Source organism: Rhizobium sp. BK312 (assembly GCF_014193605.1).
Lineage (GTDB): Bacteria > Pseudomonadota > Alphaproteobacteria > Rhizobiales > Rhizobiaceae > Rhizobium.
The window spans coordinates 366,681-387,124 of the sequence record NZ_JACHZP010000004.1; the positions used below are offsets into that span (position 1 = coordinate 366,681).

The following is a 20,444-nucleotide window of genomic DNA, read 5'->3' on the forward strand; positions in this document are numbered from 1 at the left end:
CCGGAAGGTGGAGCGTTGCGAAAAGGGCAGTGCGCTGAGCCCGGCGTGTCTTCCGTCAGCTTCGAGCCACCTTCCAATCAGCTTGCGCGGTATAGAAGATTAAGAGCTTGGCGTTCTTCCTCCGGCATGTCCCGGCTGAAAGAAGCAATTGCCGTTAAAGCGCCGAGCTGATGAAGATTGGTGAAATCGACCACGCCACTGCGATAAAGCGTGATAAGCTCCAGGGCAAAGGCCTCGCGGTTGAAATCATTCAAATCGAACCATGGTTGAGCGATCACGACGTCGAAAATCCGTTGCAGCCGATCGATCTCCTCCGGCTGGAGAATGCCTTCGACAAGATGATGGTAACGGCGCATGCCCTTACTCCCGCCATGAGGAACGGTGTGTTGTCGCGCTACATCGGATCTCGGCAAACGGACTTGCCATTCGCCGTATATAGGAAGCTCCGGTGGCGCGATCGAGCTGTTGGAACAAATCTTCCGAATCGCCGTTGCGTCAGGTGGGAGCCTTTTAACCGGCGGCCTGTGTTTACTGAGCATATTCCGATTTGATCTGTTGTTAACGGAGCGAAAAATGCCCGAGCAAAATCAGTCACCAGCGGTTCAATCCTTGCGAAAGGAGCAGAAGCAGCAAAGAAGCAGGCCGGCAAACGAACTGGACAAAGCGCTTGAGGATACGTTTCCGGCCTCGGATCCTGCTTCCCTAACGCATACCGCCGTCGCTGGCGGCACCGGCCTCGAGGAGGACCGGTCCGGCCCTCAAGAACAATCGAGCAACAAATTTGCAGCCTTTGCAGTCGAGCGGCGAATTCGCGAAAGGCCGATCGCTTCGCTCTTGGCGGCCGCGGCCATCGGATTTGTTTTTGGAGTCACGCGTTGACGACATACCAACCGATCAATAGACGACGTTGCCAGTGGACGGCCTCGGGTTCCAGACGCGGAGTTGCCTTGAACGAAGACTCGGCTTTCATTGAGTTTGATCGAGAGCATGCGGGGACGTCTGGCCTGGCCTTTGAGGTTCGCCGTCATAAAAGGCTATGCCGCCGACTACCAGCGCACACGCCACCACTACGATCAGGATAACGTACACGGTCAATGCATTGTATTTGCCGTTGTCAGACGCTGGCATTGTCGTTCTTCCTCTGCGATCTACGTGTCCGCGTCCCAACATCGGCGGCGCCCCAAGGTTCCCGCCTGCGTGAGCGGTCGCGCGATCCACATCATTTCCTGATGTGATCGACAAATTCCGGTGTTTTGGGAACATTGCCGCATATCGGCTGTTCGGCGGAGGATCCGATATGGGAGAAAATGGGAACAGCGCTGTGCCTAAATCGAACAATCCCGGTGAAAGGAGCAGGGGCGATCCTGCTCAGGATGCAGAGGGCTAAACCCGGTGGCTGGTGAAAAGCAGCCGCAATAACGGTGTGGCAAGCGCCAAGCCGAGTGTCGTTACGGGATCGGACGATGCAACCATGAACAAAAAGCCGCCCGGAAAGACCGAGCCAGAGAAGGATTGGGATCTCAATTATGATCCGCGAGACATGAACGAGGGCAAGTATCGCGGCCGAAGCACGTTCGCCGCGGATCGATAAAACGGTATCCCGATGAGGACCTGGCTGCATCTTTGCATCGATATGCAACGCATGTTCTTCGAACAGACGCCATGGCATGTGCCCTGGATGGCGCGCACCCTGGATCAAGTAGTCGAAGTCGCCGGGCGATTTCCCGAACGTACGCTCTTTACCCGCTTCATTCCACCGGCCCGGGCGGACGCCATGCCGGGGAAATGGCAAGATTACTACGAGAAATGGGAGATGATGACCGCCAGTCGGCTTCCCCACGAGTTGATGCTGCTTATCGATCCGCTGCAGCGTTTCGTTCCGCCGGCCCGCATCTTCGACAAGCTCACTTATTCGCCCTGGACCGATGGCCGCCTTCACCGAAATCTGGCTCAGGAAGGCATCGATACCCTGGTGATCAGCGGTGGTGAGACGGATGTCTGCGTGTTGGCCGCGGCCCTGGGTGCAATCGAGCTTGGATATGGAATCATCGTTTTAAGAGACGCCGTCTGCAGTGGCTATGACGATGCGCATGATGCAGCGCTCACGCTGCTGGAGCGCCGGTTTTCCGTTCAATCCGAGATCATGACGGTCGAGGAATTTCTGTCCGCCCGATGACGGAAGCTCCCCGCTTCTTGATTTGATAGGATGGTCCGCTACATCCCGCTCCATAAGACTCGGAGGAGATTGCCATGCCTCATCGCGCTCCCAAAGGAAGTGAATGCCGAATACTCGCTGAAGCTGTATTGCAATGGTATAGCTTCTATGAGGTGGCGCCAGATGACGAGGCTTCGAGCACTCTCGTCGCAGCGGCTCTCGAATTCTTTCATGACGGTTATCACACGGCAGATGACCTGGCCGTGAGGTTGATCGGAACCTATGTCGGTATCTGGTCGACAAAGATCAATGCGCCTACTTCGGCTGCCATTCACTGATCGTTCTTCTCTCCGACCGCAAGCCAGCCGCCGAAGGCGGCTGATGCCGGTGTTTTGCCGTGACATGAGCCTGGCTATAGGCAACGAAGCGGGCTGTTCCCGGCGCGTGCGAAAGTGCGGGGAATCGTGCTTGAATTATAGCAAGTTCTAAAGCTGGCTCTGGAGGAAGGAGGATCCTCGTCAGGCTGCACAAGGCAACATATATGTTGCTTCAGCACTTCTTTTTCTGGAAAACGATGAGCCTTGCAGTGAGGATAGCGCCGGACGACTCGCTGTGGCGGTTTGAGAGCAACAGGTGGCGAAAGCAGGATTGCAATGAGTTCAGCACTGGCTCCCGATCAGCTTGGTCCGACGGTTTGTGTCGGGGAAATCCTCGTGGAAATCGTTGCCACGACGGTCGGTGATGGTTTCAGGGAGGCACAGCCGCTCATCGGTCCTTTCGCCAGCGGTGCTCCGGCAATCTTCGTTTCTCAGTGCGGGCGGCTCGGGGGCCGCGCGGCGATGATCGGCGCCGTCGGTACTGATGATTTCGGCCGCGTGAATCTCGAAAGGCTCAAGGGCGACGGGGTCGATATCTCGGCTATTTCGGTCGATCCCGATTATCCGACGGGCAGCGCCTTCGTCCGCTACCGCAAGGACGGGTCTCGCGACTTCGTCTACAATATCGCAACCTCGGCAGCCGCGCGCTTCGGCTGGAGCGATGATGTCAGCAATCTCATCGGTCGTGCCGGGCATCTGCATGTCATGGGCTCGGCATTGTCGGTTCCGAGTGCGCGCGAGGTAATCGACAAGGCCGTCGACATCGTCAAGGCTCGCGGCGGCACGCTGTCCGTCGATCCCAACATCCGCAAGGAATTGAAACTCGACGACGATACCGAACGCCGGTTTTCTAGGCTTGTTGCCGCGGCCGATCTATTGTTGCCCTCCGGAGAGGAACTGGGACGTGCGGCCGGCGTCGAGGGCGAAGCCAATGCGATCCGCCGTCTGTTCGAGATCGGCGTCAAGGAGATCGTGCTGAAGCGGGGAGCGAATGGCGCGACCTATTATGGCTGCGACGGCGAGCGCATCGATGCACCGGCCTTTGTCGTCACGGAGGTCGATCCGACCGGCGCCGGCGATTGCTTCGGCGGAGCCTATCTTACCTGCCGCCGTCTGGGCATGCCCGTGGAAGACGCCTTGACCTATGCCGCCGCTGCCGGCGCGCGCAATGTCACCGTCATCGGCCCGATGGAGGGTGCCGGTACCAAAGAACAGCTCGACGCGTTCATCGCAGCCACTGAAAGGCGTTCCTGATGCAGATCCATCTCGGCGAACTGGCGAGGCTGAGGGCCGAAGGCCGCCCGACGGGAATCACTTCCGTGTGCTCGGCCCATCCGCTCGTACTCAGGGCTGCGCTCCGGCATGGCCGGCTGCATTCAAGCACAGTGTTGATCGAGGCAACCTGCAATCAGGTCAATCATCTGGGCGGTTATACCGGCATGACACCGGCCGATTTCGCAGCACTGGTGCAACATATCGCCGAGGAAGAGGATTGCCCGTCGGAGCTGGTAGTTTTGGGCGGCGACCATCTGGGACCAAATCCCTGGCGGGATCGCCCCGCCGAAGAAGCCATGGCCGAGGCGGAAAAGATGGTAGCCGCCTATGTCGAGGCCGGCTTCCGAAAGATACATCTGGATGCCTCGATGGGCTGCAAGGACGAACCGATCGCGCTCGACGACGAGACGACAGCCTGTCGCGCCGCACGCCTTGCAGCTGTGGCGGAGGCTTCGGCTAGGAGAAGCGGCGGGGCTATGCCGGTCTATGTGATCGGCACCGAGGTTCCGCCACCAGGCGGCGCAGATCACGCCCTGACTACAATTGAACCGACTGCGGCCGCCGCCGCCCGCAAGACGATAGACATTCATCGCCGCGTGTTCGAGCAGGCGGGATTGAGGGAGGCGTTTACGCGCGCAATCGGATTGGTCGTCCAGCCTGGCGTCGAGTTCGGCAATCACAATGTCATCTTTTACGATCGCAGCAAGATCGCCGAACTGAAGTCGGTCCTGGCCGACCAACCGCAGTTCGTCTTCGAGGCCCATTCGACCGACTATCAAGGTACAACACCCTTGACCGCTCTCGTCGAGGACGGCTTCCCCATTCTGAAGGTTGGTCCCGAGCTGACATTCGTATTGCGCGAAGCCCTTTACGGATTGGATCTCATTGCTTCCGATCTCGTGCCCGACTATGGCGAACGGCCGCTCTACGCGGCCATGGAAACGCTGATGCTCGCGCAGCCGAAAAACTGGAGCCAGCATTATCACGGAACGGAGGCGGAGAAGCGCTGGCTGCGGCATTATTCGCTGTCCGATCGCATCCGCTATTACTGGTCGTCATCCGACGCGCAATCCGCAGTCGAGAGATTATGCGACGCGTTGCGTGGTAAGACCGTGCCGCTTCCGTTGTTCTGGCAGCACATGCCGGCTGCACGGCACTTCGCGGATGTGCCATTGGAGCCGGAGCAGGTTTTGATATGGCGTGTCACCCGCAGCCTCGCGGATTATCACGCAGCCTGCGGAGCCATCAAACGATAGCTAGCTGATCGAAGGAGGAGATCATGGAGGAATTGAAAGGGAAGATCGCCGCGGTAACCGGCGCGGCATCGGGGATCGGGCTCGCCTCGACCGAGGCCATGATTGCGGCGGGAGCGAAGGTTGTCCTCGTCGATAGAGATGAGAAAGCATTGGCATCGGTGTGCGAGCGCCTGGGCGATCTTGCCATTCCGCTTGTTGTCGATCTGCTTGATTCGGAACAGTGCGCCGCGCTACTGGAGGGCATCCTTGCCAAGGTCGAGCATCTCGACATTTTTCATGCCAATGCCGGCACCTATATTGGCGGCGATCTGGTGGAGGCCAATCTCGACGCCATAGACAGGATGCTCAACCTGAACGTCAATGTCGTCATCAAGAATGTCCGCACCGTCGCGCCGCATATGATCGGGCGCGGGACGGGCGATATCATCGTCACGAGTTCGGTCGCTGGGCATTCGGCGATCCCGTGGGAACCTGTCTATTCGCCCTCGAAATGGGCAATGACCAGCTTCGTTCAGGCCATGCGGCGCCAGCTTCTGAAGAGCGGTGTTCGCGTCGGCTCCGTTTCTCCAGGCCCGGTCATCAGCGCCCTGCTTGCCGACTGGCCGGAGGAAAACCTGCGCAAGGCCAAGGAAGCCGGCGCCCTGATCGAGCCCAAGGAGGTCGCCGACGCCATCATGTTCATGCTGACGCGCCCGCGCAACGTGACGATTCGCGACGTCGTGGTTCTGCCGAGTGCCTTCGACATCTGAGGAGCGTGGAGCTGCAAGCTGCCCGGCAGGGCGGGTGTCTCATATTCATGTAGCCCGCCCAACATGTGTGCTTGAGCCTTGATCCCGCGGATGGCGGCACCTTTGTAATCGTGATTGAATTCACTCAACCTTGATGTCGCAAATGATCTGGATATTTTACCAGATTAAGTAGTACGCTTTCGACACCGATAGGGATTCTTCGCGACCTCAGGCCAAGAATTCACCGTCGAGGAAACGATAAACAGGTAGTTGTCATGTTTCTAGAAGCAGCTCTTTCCCGTTTGATCAAAATCGGAACGCTTACGGTCACTTTTCCGGACGGTTCCACGCGCAGGTTCGGTACGGGAGCGGAACCGCGTGCAGCGATGAAAATCAATACCACCCGCGCCAAGCGGCGTCTGCTCCTCAATCCTGCCCTGGCGCTGGGTGAGGCCTACATGGACGGCGAAATCGAGCCGGGATCCGGCGATCTCTATGAAATGGTGGACCTGCTTGCCCTCAACTTGATGGAAGGGGGGACCCATCCTTTCGAGAAACTGATGGAAAAGATCCGTTGGCTGCGGCGAAATCTCGACCAATTGAATTTTGCGGATCGTTCCAAGCGCAATGTGGCGCATCACTACGATCTCGATGCTCGGCTCTATTCTTTGATGCTGGACGAAGACAGGCAATATTCCTGTGCCTATTTCCCCATTGGTGACGAGACGCTCGAGGAAGCGCAGCTCAAGAAGAAGCGGCATATCGCGTCGAAACTCATGCTCGATCGTCCGGGCCTGGAGGTTCTGGACATCGGCTGCGGATGGGGCGGCATGGCGCTCTATCTTGCGCGGGAATTCGGCGCGCGCGTCACGGGCCTGACCCTTTCGGAGGAGCAATTGCTGGCCGCAAAAGCCCGCGCGAAGGACGCCGGGCTCGAGCATTTGGTCACGTTCGAACTGCTGGATTATCGCTCCTGGACACGCCCGGTCGACCGCGTCGTCTCGGTCGGCATGTTCGAGCACGTGGGCATCAACCATTACAAGACCTTCTTCGACAAGATCCGCTCCGTGCTCAAGGAAGACGGCGTCGCGCTGATCCATGCAATCGGTCGGGCCGATGGTCCCGGCAGCACCAACCCGTGGATCGCGAAATATATCTTCCCCGGCGGCTATTCGCCGGCGGTATCCGAAGTCCTGTCCGTGGTCGAGAAATCCGGTCTCTGGACGACCGACATCGAAATCCTGCGGCTCCATTATGCCAAGACGCTCGAGCAGTGGCGTGACCGCTTCATGAAGAACAGGAGCGCCCTGGCAAAACTTTATGACGAGCGGTTCTGTCGCATGTTCGAGTTCTATCTCGTCGGGTCCGAACTTGCCTTCCGTCGCATGGGGCACATGAACTGGCAATTGCAGCTGACGAAGAATGTTTCCGCCCTGCCGCTGGCCCGAGACTACATGGTCGATATCGAGCGGGCCCGGGCGGCCATTGCCGAGCAGGGAAAGATGGGACCGATCGAGGCCGCGAGCGCGCGGGCAAAACGGGATCTGACCTTGCACGACGAGCGCAAATCCCGTCAGCAAAATCAATCCGGCGGGGAGTCCTCGCGGAACCTCTAAAGCCTGCTTGCAGGCAGTTATGAGGGACTTGGCTGGGCACGATATCTTGCCCGGCCTTTTCTTCCGTAACTATGCGGTACATGTCGCATCTTGGAGGCGATCGTGTTCTGCGTATGCAATCATAAAGTTTAAGTGTCGATGCCTCTGCGGGCGCTCGACATGCCCGCGGAAGCGCAAGGCCTGTGGCTTCTGGCACACACTCGCCGATTGAGTTTGTATGGTCATGGTATTGGTAAACTTGTCATCATCGGTCCCGAGTGGCTATGAGGTCATCATCACTTAATGATGAGACATGTCGCCTCTTCGGCCTCATCAATCGAAGAAGCGATATTAATGTGCGGGGCTTGTTAGGATAGGAATGCGATCAACCAAGACTGAAAAAACTCTTTCCCGGCGGGCTTTCATGCTGGGGTCGATCTCTGCGACTGCGGCGCTTGCGGGCTGTGCCACCACAGCCCCTGTTCCGACTCCGATTCCAGCCCCGGTTCGCACGCCGCCGGTCGTTCCTGTGACGTCGGAACCTCAGAGCATTATTACACCGGATCCCGAGCTCGAAGCGCGCTATGCGTCCGTGGTTGATGGCGGCCATGTCATTCCGGCCGTTCCCTATCGAAAGCTGGACCCGAAGTTTTATCGTCAGCGCGTTCCCGATCCGACCGGTGAGGCGCCCAGCACGGTCGTCGTCGATACGGCATCGAGATTTCTCTATGTCGTTGAGCGCGGCGGCACGGCCATGCGCTATGGTGTTGGCATCGGCCGCGATGGCTTCGCGTGGCAGGGCGAAGGTATCATTCATTGGCGGCAGCATTGGCCGCGCTGGAAGCCGCCGGGCGACATGATTGCCCGCAAACCGGAACTCGCGAAATATTCCGTCGCCAATGGCGGCATGGACCCGGGCATCAAGAACCCGTTGGGTGCCCGTGCGCTCTATATCTTCCAAAATGGCAAGGATACGCTCTACCGTCTGCATGGCTCGCCGGAATGGCGCTCGATCGGCAAGGCAGCCTCGTCAGGCTGTGTTCGCCTGATCAATCAGGATGTCATCGACCTCTATGAGCGCATCCCCTATCACGCGCGAATTGTCGTTCACCAGTCGCCACTTCAAAGCAAGGCGATTTCCGCCTGAGCGAAATCGGCTTCCTCGCGGGGGGGCGATGTTTCGGGGCGGTGTAGCGCCGCACGAAATCTTGACATGTGTGCGACTGAGTAGCACTTTAGCGTCTAAAGGAGATTGTCTCGTGAGCGTCAAGTCGTCGATATCGTTGACCGATCAGCAGGATGCGTTCGCCCGTTCGCTTGTCGAGACCGGCCGCTATTCCAGCCTGAGCTCCGTTCTCCAGCAAGGTCTCGAACTGCTGCGACAGAAAACGGAAGCCGAAGCGGCCGAGACGGAAGGGCTGCGCAGGCTCATCCAGCGTCGCGTTGATGGACCGAAGATCCCTGCTCAGGAGATGGAAGAGCGGATCGAGAGCATGATCGAGCGCAAACAGCGAGCTCTTCGTGTGGAGCCTTGAATATTCCAAGGATGCCGATCTCGATTTCGAACTGACCTTCGATCATCTGTTTGCATCCTATCTCGATCTTGGAGACTCAGCTGAAGAAGCTCTGGAGCGCGGGGCTAACCGTATTCGCGAACTCCGTCTGGAAATCAATCGGTTGGTCGAAACCCCATATATCGGAACATTGCGGCCGGATATCTATCCTGGCATCCGCTTCCTGCGGCGTGATAAGGCGGCCGTCTGGTTTCTGCCGATCGAGGAACGCAAAAGGATCATCGTTGCAACGATTTTCTTTGGCGGTCAGGATTATATCAGGCGGATGCTGGCGCGCATGCTGCAGCGATAAGGATCCAATTGTCTGTTCGAATGGGGTTTCCGGCTTCGAGCCAACCCATCGTCTTATTGGTGGCGACCCATTGGCATCCTCCTGGTGCCACTTGTGCAATCTGCATGTAATGTAGCCGCAATCTTTGGCTGTCAGTGGGGCGAGGGATGGCGATGGCCGTCCTTTGGGGGAGGGTCATTGCGAATTCTGCTTCTTGAAGATGAGCCAGAAATGGCACGCGCGCTGCTCGAAGCGCTGCGGCGCCGCGACGTGCTCGCCGATCACGTCCGCACCATTGCGGATGCCGACGTCATGGCGCGTGTCGGGAGCTATGATGTCCTTGTGCTCGACCGCCGGCTGCCTGACGGCGAGGGGCTGGACCTCGTGGCGGCATTGCGCCAACGCAAGCATCCCGTGCCGATCCTGGTGCTGACTGCGCTCGGCAGCGTCGACCATCGCGTCGACGGGCTCGATAGCGGTGCCGACGACTATCTTGCCAAGCCTTTCGCGATCGAGGAGTTGCTTGCCCGGCTGAGAGCACTCCAGAGGAGGGGCCCGACGGTATCCGATCGTTATCTGAATTTCGGTAATCTGAGCGTCGATCCGGCAACCAATGACATTTTCGTCGGCGGCTCGCTGGTCGAATTTCCGCGCCGTGAATATCTGGTGCTGGAGACACTGATGCGCCGCCCAAACCGCATCGTCACGCGGCCGAGCCTTGTCGAGGCCGTGTACGCCTTTGAAGACGAGATCGGCTCGAACGCCCTGGATGCGCATATTTCACGCATTCGAAAGAAACTGCTTCTGGCCGAGGCCACGGTTGAAATAAGAGCCGTGCGCAACATCGGCTATCTGATCCGGGCGAAGGCATGAACGCGGAACGCAGCCGATCGTTGCGCTGGGGGCTTATAAGGCGCCTGATCGCCTTGCAGGCCTTTCTTCTCGTTCTCTTCTTCGTCCTTCTCGTCGGCTGGATATGGATCATCAATCCCGAGCTGGAAGATGCCAATGAAGAGGCCGTCCGGGTCGTCGCTCAGCAGGTAACAAGAGACGATGACGACCAATTGCAGGTGGCGGAAACGCAGGAGGTAGCAGAGCTGAAGCGGCGCTATCCTGAACTCTGGTTCATGATCCGGGATCACAAGGGAATACTCTTTCAATATGGAGAGATACCGGCGACCGCTCTCAACGAGAACTTCCCGTGGACGATAGATCGGGCAAGGGTGGAGGCTGGCAATGGAGCCCATGCCACGGTCGAGAACAGGGAGACCTCGGTTGGCAAGCTGCAGATCGTCGCGGCCACCGAACGCGGCTTTGACAATGACGGCTTGAACGTGTGGATCAATATGCGGGTCGACGTTGCCAAAGGTCCTAATGGTGAAATCCATTGGCTCAACGTCTTGCCGGCTCTGGCATTCGTCATCTTCATCGGTGTCTTTCCGATACTGGCGGTGACCGGCGTGGCGACGCTGCTCGTCACGCCACGTGCCGTCGGCCGGTCGCTGAGCGGGCTTGTGGAAACGGCAACGCAGGCGCAAGCGATCGATTTCGACACACGCTCGGCCCGTCTCGATCGATCCAAGGTGCCGACCGAGATTATCCCCCTCGTGGATGCCTTCAACCATGCCCTCTCGAAGCTGGACGAGGGGTATAACAGGCACAATCGCTTTCTTGCCGATGCCGCGCATGAGCTGCGGACGCCGATTGCGATCGCGCGGACGCGAGCGGACCTTCTCCCCGAGGCCGAAGTCAGCCAGCAGGTACGCGATGATATCGACCGTCTCTCTCGCGTCGCCCATCAACTCCTGGAAATGCAGGCAATCGGGGTGGTTGAACTGCGGGCGGAGAAGAAGGACCTGAATGTGCTGGTCGAAAACATCGCTGCCGACCTTGCGCCGATTGCCATGGATGCGGGCTATGATTTCGATTTCGAGCCAAGCTCGAAGGAGGCGGTCTTCGTGATCCAGACCTCGACGATCGAAATGGCGGTTGTCAACCTGATCCGAAATGCGATCGATCATGCCGGAGGTAAGGGCTCGATCATCGTTCGTGTCGGCGCTGGCGGTACGATCGACGTCTGCGACGAAGGCCCAGGCATTCCGCCGGAGGAGCGCGATCGTGTCTTCGTCTTCGAGCCGTTTCGCCGCATCAACACCAGTTCATCCGGTGCTGGCCTGGGGTTGAACCTGGTCAAGAAGGCGGCTGAGCTCCACGGCGGACGGGTTTCGTTCCCGGACACCGGTAGCGGTTTTTGCGTGCGCCTGCAGATCGGTTCTATCCCGCCCACTGTCCTAGTCGCAGACATGGGCTGGCGGCAGAAGCCGCAAGTGCCGGGCTGAAACGGCGTGAGCCAGCTATGCCGCGCAAAATCCTGAAACTGTTTTCATTTTCACAAGCAGTCGGGGCTCGGATATTCGATTTTCCGAAACCGAGTTCCCTGATAGGGTTTTGGGAGAGACTCCAACGGGATAAGGCATATTGAAACTTCTCTTATCGGCTTTGCTTTTCCTGGCGGCTCTCTGCATCTCTTTTCTTGCCTTCGGCGATACAATGGACCTTCGACTGCATAAGGCCGCCGCAACACGCGACGTCGCGGCCATTTACCAATTGCTGGATAACGGCGCCGCAATCGAGGCGCGGGATGCCAAGGGCGCAACGCCGCTGCAGCATGCGCGCAGTCGGGGTTACGCTGAGATCGTGAAATTGTTGGAGACGGCAGGGGCAACGTAACGCAGCATTCCAACTTCCAATGCTATGTAATAAGGCGGAAGGCACATGCCTCAGCCTTCCGAAACGATGAGAATGAAGGGCTTCGATAATGGAAAGAAAATACTACTCCTCTCTGGGTGGCCATCCGCCGCAAAGCGATCTGCTGACGGGGCGCGCCGTATTCACGGAGGCCTATGCGGTCATTCCGAAGGGCGTGATGCAGGACATTGTCACCAGCTATCTGCCCTTCTGGAACGAGACGCGCTGCTGGGTGATCGCCCGGCCGCTTTCGGGTTTTGCCGAGACCTTTTCGCAATATGTCATGGAGGTGGCGCCAGGTGGCGGCAGTGACCGTCCGGAGCAGGATGCCGAGGCTGAGGGCGTGCTGTTCGTCGTCGATGGCGAGATCGAGTTGACGTTGCCATCCGGCAAGCATGTTCTTCAGCCGGGCAGCTATGCCTTCCTGCCGCCGGGGTTGAAATGGTCGCTGCACAATCGCTCCGGCGCCCATGCCCGCTTCCATTGGGTTCGCAAGGCCTATGAGGCCGTCGAGGGGCTGGCCCATCCTGAGCCGCTTATCTTGAACGAGAAGGACATTACGCCATCAGCCATGTCGGGTACGGAGGGCCGCTGGGCAACGACCCGCTTCGTCGATCCGTCTGACCTGCGGCACGACATGCACGTGACGATCGTCACCCTGCAGCCGGGTGCCGTCATTCCTTTCGCGGAAACCCATGTCATGGAACATGGCCTCTATGTGCTGGAAGGGAAGGCCGTCTATCGCTTGAACCAGGATTGGGTCGAAGTCGAGGCCGGCGACTTCATGTGGCTGCGCGCCTTCTGCCCGCAGGCGTGTTACGCGGGAGGTCCAGGCCCGTTCCGCTATCTGCTCTACAAGGATGTCAATCGTCATATGGCGCTGCGTCCATTCGGTTCGCGCCGTTGAGCCGATCGCCTCCCCGGAGCGCCTGAGTACCCTTGGTACTGGGCGTTTCGCGAACGAGCGCTGTAACGTCGGAGATATGCTTTCACTGACCTTTGCCGTTCGGCTTTTGAGCATCGTCGCCGGCCGGCAATCCGATCTCGATCAGCGTATGGCTGATTTTCTCGCGCGCTTCGAGATAGGCCGAACCGGTGTTACGAGACGGCAAGCCAACATTGGCGGCCGTCGAACCAGGCCTCAATTGCAGCGCCGTCGCCAGGGCCTGTTTTGCATCATCGGTCCGACCCAGTCGTTGATAGGCGGTTGCCAGAAGCATATGAGCGCGTCCTGTTCCCGGCGTAATTGCAATGGAACGCTGCAGCCATCCAACGGCGTCTTCATTGCGATCCAAAAGCAGATCTGCAAAACCTGCTCCCAACAACCATGTCCAGCGCGAGACATCCGGCGTATCGAAGCGATCGGCCTGTTCGAATGTTGCAAGTGCATCCACGAACCGGCCCAGCTGAACTTGTGTCAAACCGAGGTGAAACAGCGCCGTCCCATCCCACGGATTGAGGCTCAACGCCCTTGCACAAGCCACAAGGCTTTCTGCAAATTGGTTCGTTACCGTCAGAAAACGGCAATAGGTTCCAAGTACCGGAAGGAAGTTTGGCCCGGCTTTCAAAGCACGTTCCAACAGCGATCTCGCGTCATTTTCCGCCGCCCTGCTTTCGGCGGGATTGTACCAGGCAAGCTGAATTCCGCGCAGGTGCAGCGCCGCCAAGGCAATTTGCAGATCGACATTATCCGGTTGTTCGGCGAGATATTTTTCCAGTATCGACCGAGCCGTCGCAAACCGTTCATGTGTCGTCTGATTGATCGAGGTGGAGGCCTGCTTTATCGCGACACTGGCCGCGCCAGCCTGAGGGGCGCTGTCGGTTTGACCGAATTTGTTCAGGCGAACGGCAAGGTCATAGCCAGCCCCGGCAGCAAGCCGAGATGCGAGGCGCTGTTGGTCGGGCTCGCTGGCATCCAGCTTGACTTCTGCGACCGATACGACCTCCCGGCTGCTCGCATTGATAAAGCGCGTTTGAAAGATCCATGCTTGCGGACTTCTTTGCAGTTCGCCCTGTAGAAGGAAATCCGCCCCATCGGAGCGATTGAAGGTGGGCTTGCCTGATGTCATCGGCTCGCGTTCCTTGGGGAGCACGAGGCGGATACCATCGATTCTGGCAAGGCCATTGATCATTTCCGCAGCAACACTTTGTGCTAGAGCCGCGCTTTGGGCATCGCCAACAGTATCGACGATCGGCAGCACCTCGATCACAGGTCGGCCGTTTCCTGAAATGCCGCCGAATCCCGAAGAAAAGACAGCGACACCGAAAATCATGGCAAGCATGCAAAGAAGTACGGCCCCCCCGAGAACCAAGGCTTTGGGCAGGCCTAGCCAATGGCCTGGTGCGACAGGATCAATTGCCGGAGCATCGGCAACCGGCGTATTGCTCAACGCCAATCGCGGGTCCGGGCCCTCCTGCCTTGGGGATACCTCAGCGGTAAACAGATAACCACGGCCCGACACAAGCTTGATCATGTGCCGTTCCGTATCACCCAATGCCGTGCGTATTTCGCGAATACATTGAAAAAGGCTGTCTTCCCCGACATGAATCCCGGGCCAGACAGTATCCATCAGTTCCTGCTTGCCGACGGCACGCCTGTTGTTTGCGACGAGGAATTTCAGCAATTCAAAAGCTTTTGGGCGCAGCTTGATGATCGAGCCGTCAGGTCCGTGAAGCGCGGCGCGATCTGGATCGAGGACGAACCCAGCAAAACAAAACACCTACTCTCACCGATCCTCATCTGAAGTATCGAAAATACCATGAGTATAAAGAGGGCTTAACTCCCCAGTCAACGTGCCGATACCCGCCGAGGCGGAAACAGATTTTCGCTTGCATTCATGTGATGATCTCGGTCACGAGCAATCAAGTGCCTGGTGAAGTCGATAATTCAGAAAAATATCAGAAAATATCAGAAGCTCGCCGAGCCCCATCAGGACATCCAATCTTGTTCCAACTACCATCGGGCGATATTTTTTTATATATTTCATCAACCGCTGATAAGCTGAGGCTCAAGATGTGGACAAGAAGGGAACGAAGCAATCTCTCGATTGTTAACCGTTTCTCTCCACCGATATCCGCGGCGGCCCCGATTGAGCGCCGATGTGCTGAACCTCGCTCAGCCGACACAATGGAAAGAACCGTTTATGGGAAGAGTGCTTGATTTCCCCCCTCATCGACCAGCGCATCCTGCCCGGGCAATGGAGGCACCGTCTCCCGGCAAGCCGAGTGAACTGATCGAAATGGAGCAATTTTCTTCCGCCGTTTTCTTACTGGCACGTAGCTTCGCCGCTGTTTACGAATCCTTGCCTTGGACTGCGGCGCTTTTTGCCACTCAACAACGCCGGCTCTTATGTCACGCCGCATTGAGCGACTACTTTCTGGCCGTTCGCAGGGTCGGGGCGGGATTGACCAGAAACGGTTTTGGAAGTCTCGCCCGGCAGTACGGGATTGCCAGCCGCAATACCGCCTACGCATTTTTCGACGAAGCGCTGCGATACAATGTCATTCGTCCGGTCGCAGGCTCCAGAGGTGGTCCTTCGGATGAGGTCGGGCCTACGCACTCAACACTGTCGATGCTGATCCGTTGGTACAGCCTGCATTTCCAGGCGCTCGACCTTATAGACGGAGGAGGCAGGGCGGCTCGGTTCCTTATGGAGCCGCAACGCATGCTGATACTCATCGAACCGCTTGCGGCACATGCCTTGTTAACAAGCCGGGAGGTACGCAGCCCTGGGCCGCTTCATGCCATCTTTGCCAGCGGCGATACGGGGGGATTTCTGATGGATCGCCTCATCGCCGGAATAGATCCGGAAACTGTGGTGGGACAGGGACGGCTCCTGACGAATGTCAGCTCGATTTCCTCTCTCGCCTCATCGTTCGGCCTTTCGCGCGCCCATATCAGCGGCAAGCTTGCAGCAGCTGAATCGATCGGTGCCGTCGGCTGGAGCGACCGGCGAGGGCGTTCACATATCTGGATCTCGTCTGGCTTCTACCAGGAATATGCACGTGCGCACGCCCGCAAACTAAGCATTCTGGATGACGCCTTCACAGAAGCTTGCTCTATTTTGGCGTCGTTCCCGATAAAATCGGCGGCTACCTCCGATAGCTGAGATCCTTTGTGCAATGATCAGTTTGCAAATGAAGAACTCGGCTGATCAAAAGGCGGCTGAACGGTAGCAGCAAAGCTCCGTTCTGCAATACAACTTCAGAATAACCTGAAAGTAAGCTTTCCCGAATAAATATAGTTTCCAGGTCTCCGAGGCCCGCCGAGGCTGCTGCGGATTGGAAACGCCATGCCATCGATCGATATCATCGTTCCGAAGTCTGCGCCGCGCCGATGGCAGGAAATCGTGGTCGCGCGTCTGCAGGCCGAGGGGCACGATATCGCTGTCGTACATGAATCCGGGTCGAATGCGTGGCCGGCCGCTGTAAATACAGCCTTGGCTATCGAGCGAAAAATCTTCCGCCGGCGCGATCTGGCTCTTGCCGCTCCTCTGTCGGAGATCCCCGCCCGCAGTCGCGATAGGTCTGCAGTCCTTCGGCTGGATCTTACCGGCCACGCTGCGCCATCGGACGTTCCGACCATCACATTGCGGTTCGACGGGGCGCGGTCGGACCTGTCGGTCGCGAGGTCGCTCGCCGCTGGCGCTTTGCCTGTTATCGATGCCGTCCTGGACGGAAAAACGGTGGTAGGTCGAGCCTGGCCGATGATCGATCGGCGGGAAACCGTGTCGCTTGGCGCGGAGGATGTGCTCGCCCGTGCCGTCACGCTTGCTGTTTCCACGGTTCGTGCCTTTGCCGAAAACCGGCTCGTTATGAACGAACCGGTGTCCACAGTATCTGAGAATCTCGTCAGTGGAGCGCTGGGCTTTGCATCCGCTTGTCTGACCGGCGCCTTGCCACGCCTGGGCCGAGAAGCGATGCGACGCGCGCGCTTTCGCCACGCGCATTGGCGTGTCGGTTATCGCTTTATAGATGGGCCGGGTGTTGCGAGCAGCTGTGAGCTTGGCGATGGCTGGTCCGTGCTGCCGGATGCCGGAGATCGCTTCTATGCCGATCCCTTTCCGTTTCAATGGCAGGATCGCTTCTTCCTGTTCGTGGAAGATTATCCGCATGCGACCGGCAAGGCAGTCATCTCGGTCGTGGCATTCGATGCCACAGGGAAGCCTGGAGAGCCGCGATGCGTGCTGGAAGAGCCTTACCATCTGTCTTACCCGCAGGTCTTCGAGCACGGCGGCGCGATCTGGATGCTTCCTGAGGCAAGTTCAGGCGGAAAACTCATCCTCTATAGCTCGATAGAGTTTCCGGATCGCTGGGCTCCCGAGGCCGTGCTCATCGAAGGCGAGATTTCCGATGCGACACTGCTCGAACATGGCGGGCAACTCTGGTTGTTTGCGACCAATCGCGATGGTCACGGCAGTACGTCCGATACGCTCGTAGTCTTTCACGCACCACGGCTTGCCGGCCCCTGGACGCCTCATGTGTTGAACCCGGTTTTCATCGATCGTCGCATGGCCCGCCCGGGAGGCGCCTTCGTCCGCAAGCGGAGTAGTATCTATCTACCGGTCCAGGACGGAACGCTCGGCTATGGCGGCGGGCTCGGCATCTCGCAGTTGCTGGAACTGGATGAGAAGACGGTTCGCCTGTCGCCGCCCCGACCGATTGCGGCGCGTGGCGACTGGCCCTATCCGAAAATCCATACGCTCAATCGCTCAGGCCGACTGGAGGTGATCGACGGGATTGCAGCCGTGCGGAAGTGAGCGCGACAGAAGCAGTGCCTCATAGCCGGCGCACATGCGGGCTGGCGAATATTGTTCCTTCAGTTGCCGTCCGGCGGCGGCCAGCCGGGCGGCTAGCTCGGGCCTGGCGATGAGTTCGGTAAGTCCTTCGGCCATTCCCTTCGCATCGGCATCGACGAAGAGTGCGGCTGCTTCGCCCTCACCTATGGTCAGGACCTCCCGCAGGACATCGAGCTTGCTTGCAACCACCGGCAGCCCGGAAATGGCCGCTTCGACTGCGGCAAGACCAAAGGTTTCCGTCAACGAGGAAAAAGCATAGGCGTCTCCCGCCGCGAGGAACTCGAAAATGCGTGAGGGAGGTACTTCGCCAACGAGATGCAGCCTGTCGGTGATGCCATTGGCTTCGGCAAAAGCGACAATCGCATCCTGCTCGGGGCCGGTGCCGGCGATGGCGATATGAATGTCGGGCAGATGGACGAGGGCGCCAACGAGCGCGATCTGATTTTTCGATGGCGCCATGCGGCCCGAAGAGACGGCGAGCCAGGCTTCTTGAGGAAGACCGAAGGCCGCGCGCGCCGCCGCCTTGTCGACGGCGACCGAGGGCGCAGGAACGCCGTGGTCGATGCGTGACATCCGGCGCCGGTAGGCTTGCGGAAAGCTGTCGAACTGCGCTTCCGTCCAACTCGAATTGACGACGTTGGCGTGATAGGCGCCGAAAGTGCCCATCAGCTTGTCTATCTGCGTCAGAATCCCCCTGACGCCTCTGGTCTGCGGCGCACCGCTCTGGTTTGCGATGATCAAGTCAACGCTGGCGAGCCGCGCGCCGATGGTGCCAAAAATATTGCCATAGTGCTGGAAGGTGACGACCGCATCCGGTCGGGCGTTGCGCAGGTAACCCGCAAGTCCGATGGCAGCCCGTATCTGGCCTGGCAAGTTGCGCGGCGGCTTGGTGAGGATGAAATCGGCGTGTGGATCGCGGTCATAGACCTCGGTCTTCCGATACATGAAGACGGTGCGAACCTCATGGCCGCGCGCGCGCAATCCCTCACCGACCATATCCGAAATTCGCTGTGCTCCGCCCGCTTCCGCCTGGGTCTGGACCTGAATGATTTTCATGAACGGCCTTTCAGGAAAGAGCGGGCGGCAAGTGCGTCTTCGCCGGCGAGGAAGCCGAAGATTGACGGGTTGATGCCGATGGTGCGGCGTGCGATGAACACGGCGGTCACGCACCAAACCATGATCGTGCCGGCGATGGCGAGCGCCGCACCGATCGGGCCGAGCCAATAGGTCAGCACCGCTGTCGCACAGAGCCCGAAGGTGTTGACGATAACCAGCAGCTTGAAAAGCGCGTGCTGAAGGCCCGTCAGCTGCATCAGGATTTCGGTCGGCCCGCAGGCGGTGCCGATTGTCGCGCCGATGCCGAAGATAATCAGCGTTACCTGCATCGTCGGCGTGGCATAGGCATGATTGAAGATCGACAGGATCAGGTCGCCGAAGATCAGGAACGATACCAGCACGCACAAGGCGATGATGAAGCCGCCCAGAGCGGCAAGACTGGTGATACGCTGCACATGTGCCTTGTCCCCGGTGTAGAAGGCAGCCGAGATCTGCGGCGCAAGCGCCTGGTTGATGCCGTTGAGTGCCAATACGACCAGCCGCATCGTTCGATCCGCGACGAAAATTGCGCCGGCGGCCTCGGGGCCGAGAATGGCCGCGACCAGCAAGGTGCTTGCCTGGCTAAGCGCCGGCGGTAGCGCGGTAACGCCCCATAGCCCGAGCGTCACCGTCTTGAATTCGGTCTTCTGTTCTGCCGTAAGCAGGCCCCGCTGGGCGCGGATCGTATCGCGAAAGAGGACAAATGTCTGTGGTGCGATCATCAGGAGCAGCAACCCGGCCGTGAGATAGGTCGCGGCAACTGCGCTCATCTTCAGCTGCATGGAATGTGCGAGCACGAAAACCGGGATTGCCACTGCTCGCCAAATGACATCGCGCGGCAGCAGTGCGAAGATCAACGCATTCTTGGCGCGAAGAGCACAGGCGACGAATTCCGACCAGCCGAGCGCGAAAGCCAGCACCATGGTCGCCACACAGATCGGGAGCCATTCGGGCATCTGAGCGCCAGCGAATGGCAAGAAGCCGATGATGAGAATGAGCAGGCTGAAGCTTGCAAGCCCCATGAGTGCGACAAGGATGGAGCGGGCCATCACGCCGTTTGCGGAGTTCAGGTCGTTGTTGCCGGCATATTGCGGCCAGAACCTGAGCACGGCGCTTTGCTGGCCGACTATGGCGAAGAAGGAGACCAGGCTCGCTCCGGCATAAGCGGCGCTATAAAGGCCGAACTGCCGCTCATCGGTCGTCATGGCGACGGCGACGAACATCAGGAACGAGAGGCCGGCGCTGGCAAGCTTGATCACACCGGCAACGGCGCCGCTCCTGGCTAGAGCGCCGATCGACAAGCGCAGGTTGCTCGCTGGCGGCGGCGTTTCGGCCGATAAAGTATCGCTGCTGCCAGCTTTCTCACTCAACGACCTGTTCCCGTGTTGATTGCTGTCGACCGAATGGCCCATAGCACCTGAAATAGAATGTATCTCTAATATCGTAAGTACTCATGCTTGCGCCAGAACGAAGTCGCAACATGGTTACTTGCGATATCTGAAGTTGATCACACGCTCTGGTGTAAATTCAACGGATGATTAACATTATTCACTAATACTGAATTTAGTGATG

Annotated in this window: 21 protein-coding genes and 1 pseudogene; 17 read left to right on the forward strand and 5 right to left on the reverse strand. The window is 58.6% G+C overall.

Features of this window, described 5'->3' with window-relative positions; translation table 11 throughout:
- Nucleotides 1-77 precede the first annotated feature (77 nt).
- On the reverse strand, nucleotides 78-356 hold the full coding sequence (locus tag FHT85_RS13970; RefSeq protein WP_112336985.1) for a hypothetical protein: 279 nt from the start codon (nucleotides 354-356) through the stop codon (nucleotides 78-80).
- Nucleotides 357-465: 109 nt separating this feature from the next.
- Between FHT85_RS13970 and FHT85_RS13975 the strand changes: the two genes are divergently transcribed.
- The 15 genes from FHT85_RS13975 (at nucleotide 466) to FHT85_RS14040 (ending at nucleotide 12,886) form a co-directional block, all read left to right on the forward strand.
- Nucleotides 466-879 (forward strand): hypothetical protein, encoded by a 414-nt coding sequence (locus FHT85_RS13975; protein WP_246779998.1) that lies wholly within the window; start codon nucleotides 466-468, stop codon nucleotides 877-879.
- A 517-nt stretch (nucleotides 880-1,396) separates the two neighbouring features.
- A complete protein-coding gene (locus tag FHT85_RS30535) occupies nucleotides 1,397-1,591 on the forward strand; it encodes a hypothetical protein (RefSeq protein ID WP_246779992.1) in 195 nt (64 codons plus the stop codon).
- A gap of 12 nt (nucleotides 1,592-1,603) precedes the next feature.
- Nucleotides 1,604-2,176: a cysteine hydrolase gene (locus tag FHT85_RS13980; protein WP_112410798.1), complete on the forward strand. Its 573-nt coding sequence runs from the start codon at nucleotides 1,604-1,606 to the stop codon at nucleotides 2,174-2,176.
- Between the two features lie 74 nt (nucleotides 2,177-2,250).
- Complete coding sequence (locus FHT85_RS13985; RefSeq protein ID WP_210290344.1) at nucleotides 2,251-2,493, forward strand: hypothetical protein; 243 nt, start codon at nucleotides 2,251-2,253, stop codon at nucleotides 2,491-2,493.
- Nucleotides 2,494-2,808: 315 nt separating this feature from the next.
- Nucleotides 2,809-3,786 (forward strand): sugar kinase, encoded by a 978-nt coding sequence (locus FHT85_RS13990; RefSeq protein ID WP_112336981.1) that lies wholly within the window; start codon nucleotides 2,809-2,811, stop codon nucleotides 3,784-3,786.
- Nucleotides 3,786-5,063: a D-tagatose-bisphosphate aldolase, class II, non-catalytic subunit gene (locus FHT85_RS13995; protein ID WP_112410799.1), complete on the forward strand. Its 1,278-nt coding sequence runs from the start codon at nucleotides 3,786-3,788 to the stop codon at nucleotides 5,061-5,063. Before FHT85_RS13990 ends, FHT85_RS13995 begins: the two co-directional genes overlap by 1 nt.
- A 23-nt stretch (nucleotides 5,064-5,086) precedes the next feature.
- Complete coding sequence (locus tag FHT85_RS14000) at nucleotides 5,087-5,812, forward strand: SDR family oxidoreductase (RefSeq protein ID WP_112336979.1); 726 nt, start codon at nucleotides 5,087-5,089, stop codon at nucleotides 5,810-5,812.
- Nucleotides 5,813-6,066: 254 nt separating this feature from the next.
- On the forward strand, nucleotides 6,067-7,407 hold the full coding sequence (locus FHT85_RS14005) for an SAM-dependent methyltransferase (protein WP_112336978.1): 1,341 nt from the start codon (nucleotides 6,067-6,069) through the stop codon (nucleotides 7,405-7,407).
- Nucleotides 7,408-7,810: 403 nt separating this feature from the next.
- Nucleotides 7,811-8,533 carry a L,D-transpeptidase gene (locus FHT85_RS14010; protein WP_409527331.1) on the forward strand — a complete coding sequence of 241 codons (723 nt, stop codon included), beginning with the start codon at nucleotides 7,811-7,813 and terminating at the stop codon, nucleotides 8,531-8,533.
- 112 nt (nucleotides 8,534-8,645) lie between these two features.
- Entirely contained in the window at nucleotides 8,646-8,921 is a 276-nt protein-coding gene (locus FHT85_RS14015; protein ID WP_112336976.1) for a type II toxin-antitoxin system ParD family antitoxin, read from the forward strand.
- Nucleotides 8,908-9,252: a type II toxin-antitoxin system RelE/ParE family toxin gene (locus FHT85_RS14020; protein ID WP_112336975.1), complete on the forward strand. Its 345-nt coding sequence runs from the start codon at nucleotides 8,908-8,910 to the stop codon at nucleotides 9,250-9,252. The genes FHT85_RS14015 and FHT85_RS14020 overlap by 14 nt, the downstream gene beginning before the upstream one ends.
- Before the next feature lie 177 nt (nucleotides 9,253-9,429).
- Nucleotides 9,430-10,104: a response regulator transcription factor gene (locus FHT85_RS14025; protein WP_112336974.1), complete on the forward strand. Its 675-nt coding sequence runs from the start codon at nucleotides 9,430-9,432 to the stop codon at nucleotides 10,102-10,104.
- Nucleotides 10,101-11,570 (forward strand): sensor histidine kinase, encoded by a 1,470-nt coding sequence (locus tag FHT85_RS14030; RefSeq protein ID WP_112410801.1) that lies wholly within the window; start codon nucleotides 10,101-10,103, stop codon nucleotides 11,568-11,570. The genes FHT85_RS14025 and FHT85_RS14030 overlap by 4 nt, the downstream gene beginning before the upstream one ends.
- Nucleotides 11,571-11,781: 211 nt before the next feature.
- A complete protein-coding gene (locus tag FHT85_RS14035) occupies nucleotides 11,782-11,961 on the forward strand; it encodes an ankyrin repeat domain-containing protein (protein ID WP_246779984.1) in 180 nt (59 codons plus the stop codon).
- A gap of 88 nt (nucleotides 11,962-12,049) precedes the next feature.
- On the forward strand, nucleotides 12,050-12,886 hold the full coding sequence (locus FHT85_RS14040) for a bifunctional allantoicase/(S)-ureidoglycine aminohydrolase (protein ID WP_112410802.1): 837 nt from the start codon (nucleotides 12,050-12,052) through the stop codon (nucleotides 12,884-12,886).
- Nucleotides 12,887-12,968: 82 nt separating this feature from the next.
- On the opposite strand, the gene FHT85_RS14045 is transcribed toward FHT85_RS14040, so the two are convergent.
- Entirely contained in the window at nucleotides 12,969-14,252 is a 1,284-nt protein-coding gene (locus tag FHT85_RS14045) for a tetratricopeptide repeat protein (protein ID WP_246779993.1), read from the reverse strand.
- 225 nt (nucleotides 14,253-14,477) lie between these two features.
- Nucleotides 14,478-14,699 (reverse strand): annotated as a pseudogene (locus FHT85_RS30930) (transcriptional regulator); the annotation flags it as partial.
- Between the two features lie 369 nt (nucleotides 14,700-15,068).
- Here FHT85_RS30930 and FHT85_RS14050 point away from each other — a divergent pair.
- Nucleotides 15,069-16,088, forward strand: a complete 1,020-nt coding sequence (locus FHT85_RS14050; protein WP_246779985.1) for a hypothetical protein — start codon at nucleotides 15,069-15,071, stop codon at nucleotides 16,086-16,088.
- A gap of 183 nt (nucleotides 16,089-16,271) precedes the next feature.
- The gene (locus tag FHT85_RS14055; RefSeq protein WP_112410805.1) at nucleotides 16,272-17,738 is read left to right on the forward strand and encodes a hypothetical protein; all 1,467 of its coding nucleotides are present in this window, start codon (nucleotides 16,272-16,274) and stop codon (nucleotides 17,736-17,738) included.
- On the opposite strand, the gene FHT85_RS14060 is transcribed toward FHT85_RS14055, so the two are convergent.
- Both FHT85_RS14060 and FHT85_RS14065 read right to left on the reverse strand, forming a co-directional pair.
- The gene (locus FHT85_RS14060) at nucleotides 17,691-18,833 is read right to left on the reverse strand and encodes a glycosyltransferase family 4 protein (RefSeq protein ID WP_183774152.1); all 1,143 of its coding nucleotides are present in this window, start codon (nucleotides 18,831-18,833) and stop codon (nucleotides 17,691-17,693) included. The genes FHT85_RS14055 and FHT85_RS14060 overlap by 48 nt on opposite strands.
- Nucleotides 18,830-20,242, reverse strand: coding sequence for a lipopolysaccharide biosynthesis protein (locus tag FHT85_RS14065; RefSeq protein ID WP_246779986.1), 1,413 nt, complete (start codon nucleotides 20,240-20,242; stop codon nucleotides 18,830-18,832). The genes FHT85_RS14060 and FHT85_RS14065 overlap by 4 nt, the downstream gene beginning before the upstream one ends.
- Nucleotides 20,243-20,444: the final 202 nt, after the last annotated feature.

Excerpts from the sequence above, each read along its gene's own strand:
- FHT85_RS13995 (WP_112410799.1), top strand. The coding sequence starts at position 3,786 with ATGCAGATCCATCTCGGCGAACTGGCGAGGCTGAGGGCCGAAGGCCGC.
- FHT85_RS14045 (WP_246779993.1), bottom strand. The coding sequence starts at position 14,252 with ATGATTTTCGGTGTCGCTGTCTTTTCTTCGGGATTCGGCGGCATTTCA.
- FHT85_RS14055 (WP_112410805.1), top strand. The coding sequence starts at position 16,272 with ATGCCATCGATCGATATCATCGTTCCGAAGTCTGCGCCGCGCCGATGG.
- FHT85_RS14005 (WP_112336978.1), top strand. The coding sequence starts at position 6,067 with ATGTTTCTAGAAGCAGCTCTTTCCCGTTTGATCAAAATCGGAACGCTT.
- FHT85_RS14000 (WP_112336979.1), top strand. The coding sequence starts at position 5,087 with ATGGAGGAATTGAAAGGGAAGATCGCCGCGGTAACCGGCGCGGCATCG.
- FHT85_RS14040 (WP_112410802.1), top strand. The coding sequence starts at position 12,050 with ATGGAAAGAAAATACTACTCCTCTCTGGGTGGCCATCCGCCGCAAAGC.
- FHT85_RS13990 (WP_112336981.1), top strand. The coding sequence starts at position 2,809 with ATGAGTTCAGCACTGGCTCCCGATCAGCTTGGTCCGACGGTTTGTGTC.
- FHT85_RS13985 (WP_210290344.1), top strand. The coding sequence starts at position 2,251 with ATGCCTCATCGCGCTCCCAAAGGAAGTGAATGCCGAATACTCGCTGAA.
- FHT85_RS14060 (WP_183774152.1), bottom strand. The coding sequence starts at position 18,833 with ATGAAAATCATTCAGGTCCAGACCCAGGCGGAAGCGGGCGGAGCACAG.
- FHT85_RS13970 (WP_112336985.1), bottom strand. The coding sequence starts at position 356 with ATGCGCCGTTACCATCATCTTGTCGAAGGCATTCTCCAGCCGGAGGAG.
- FHT85_RS14010 (WP_409527331.1), top strand. The coding sequence starts at position 7,811 with ATGCTGGGGTCGATCTCTGCGACTGCGGCGCTTGCGGGCTGTGCCACC.
- FHT85_RS14035 (WP_246779984.1), top strand. The coding sequence starts at position 11,782 with ATGGACCTTCGACTGCATAAGGCCGCCGCAACACGCGACGTCGCGGCC.
- FHT85_RS14030 (WP_112410801.1), top strand. The coding sequence starts at position 10,101 with ATGAACGCGGAACGCAGCCGATCGTTGCGCTGGGGGCTTATAAGGCGC.
- FHT85_RS13980 (WP_112410798.1), top strand. The coding sequence starts at position 1,604 with ATGAGGACCTGGCTGCATCTTTGCATCGATATGCAACGCATGTTCTTC.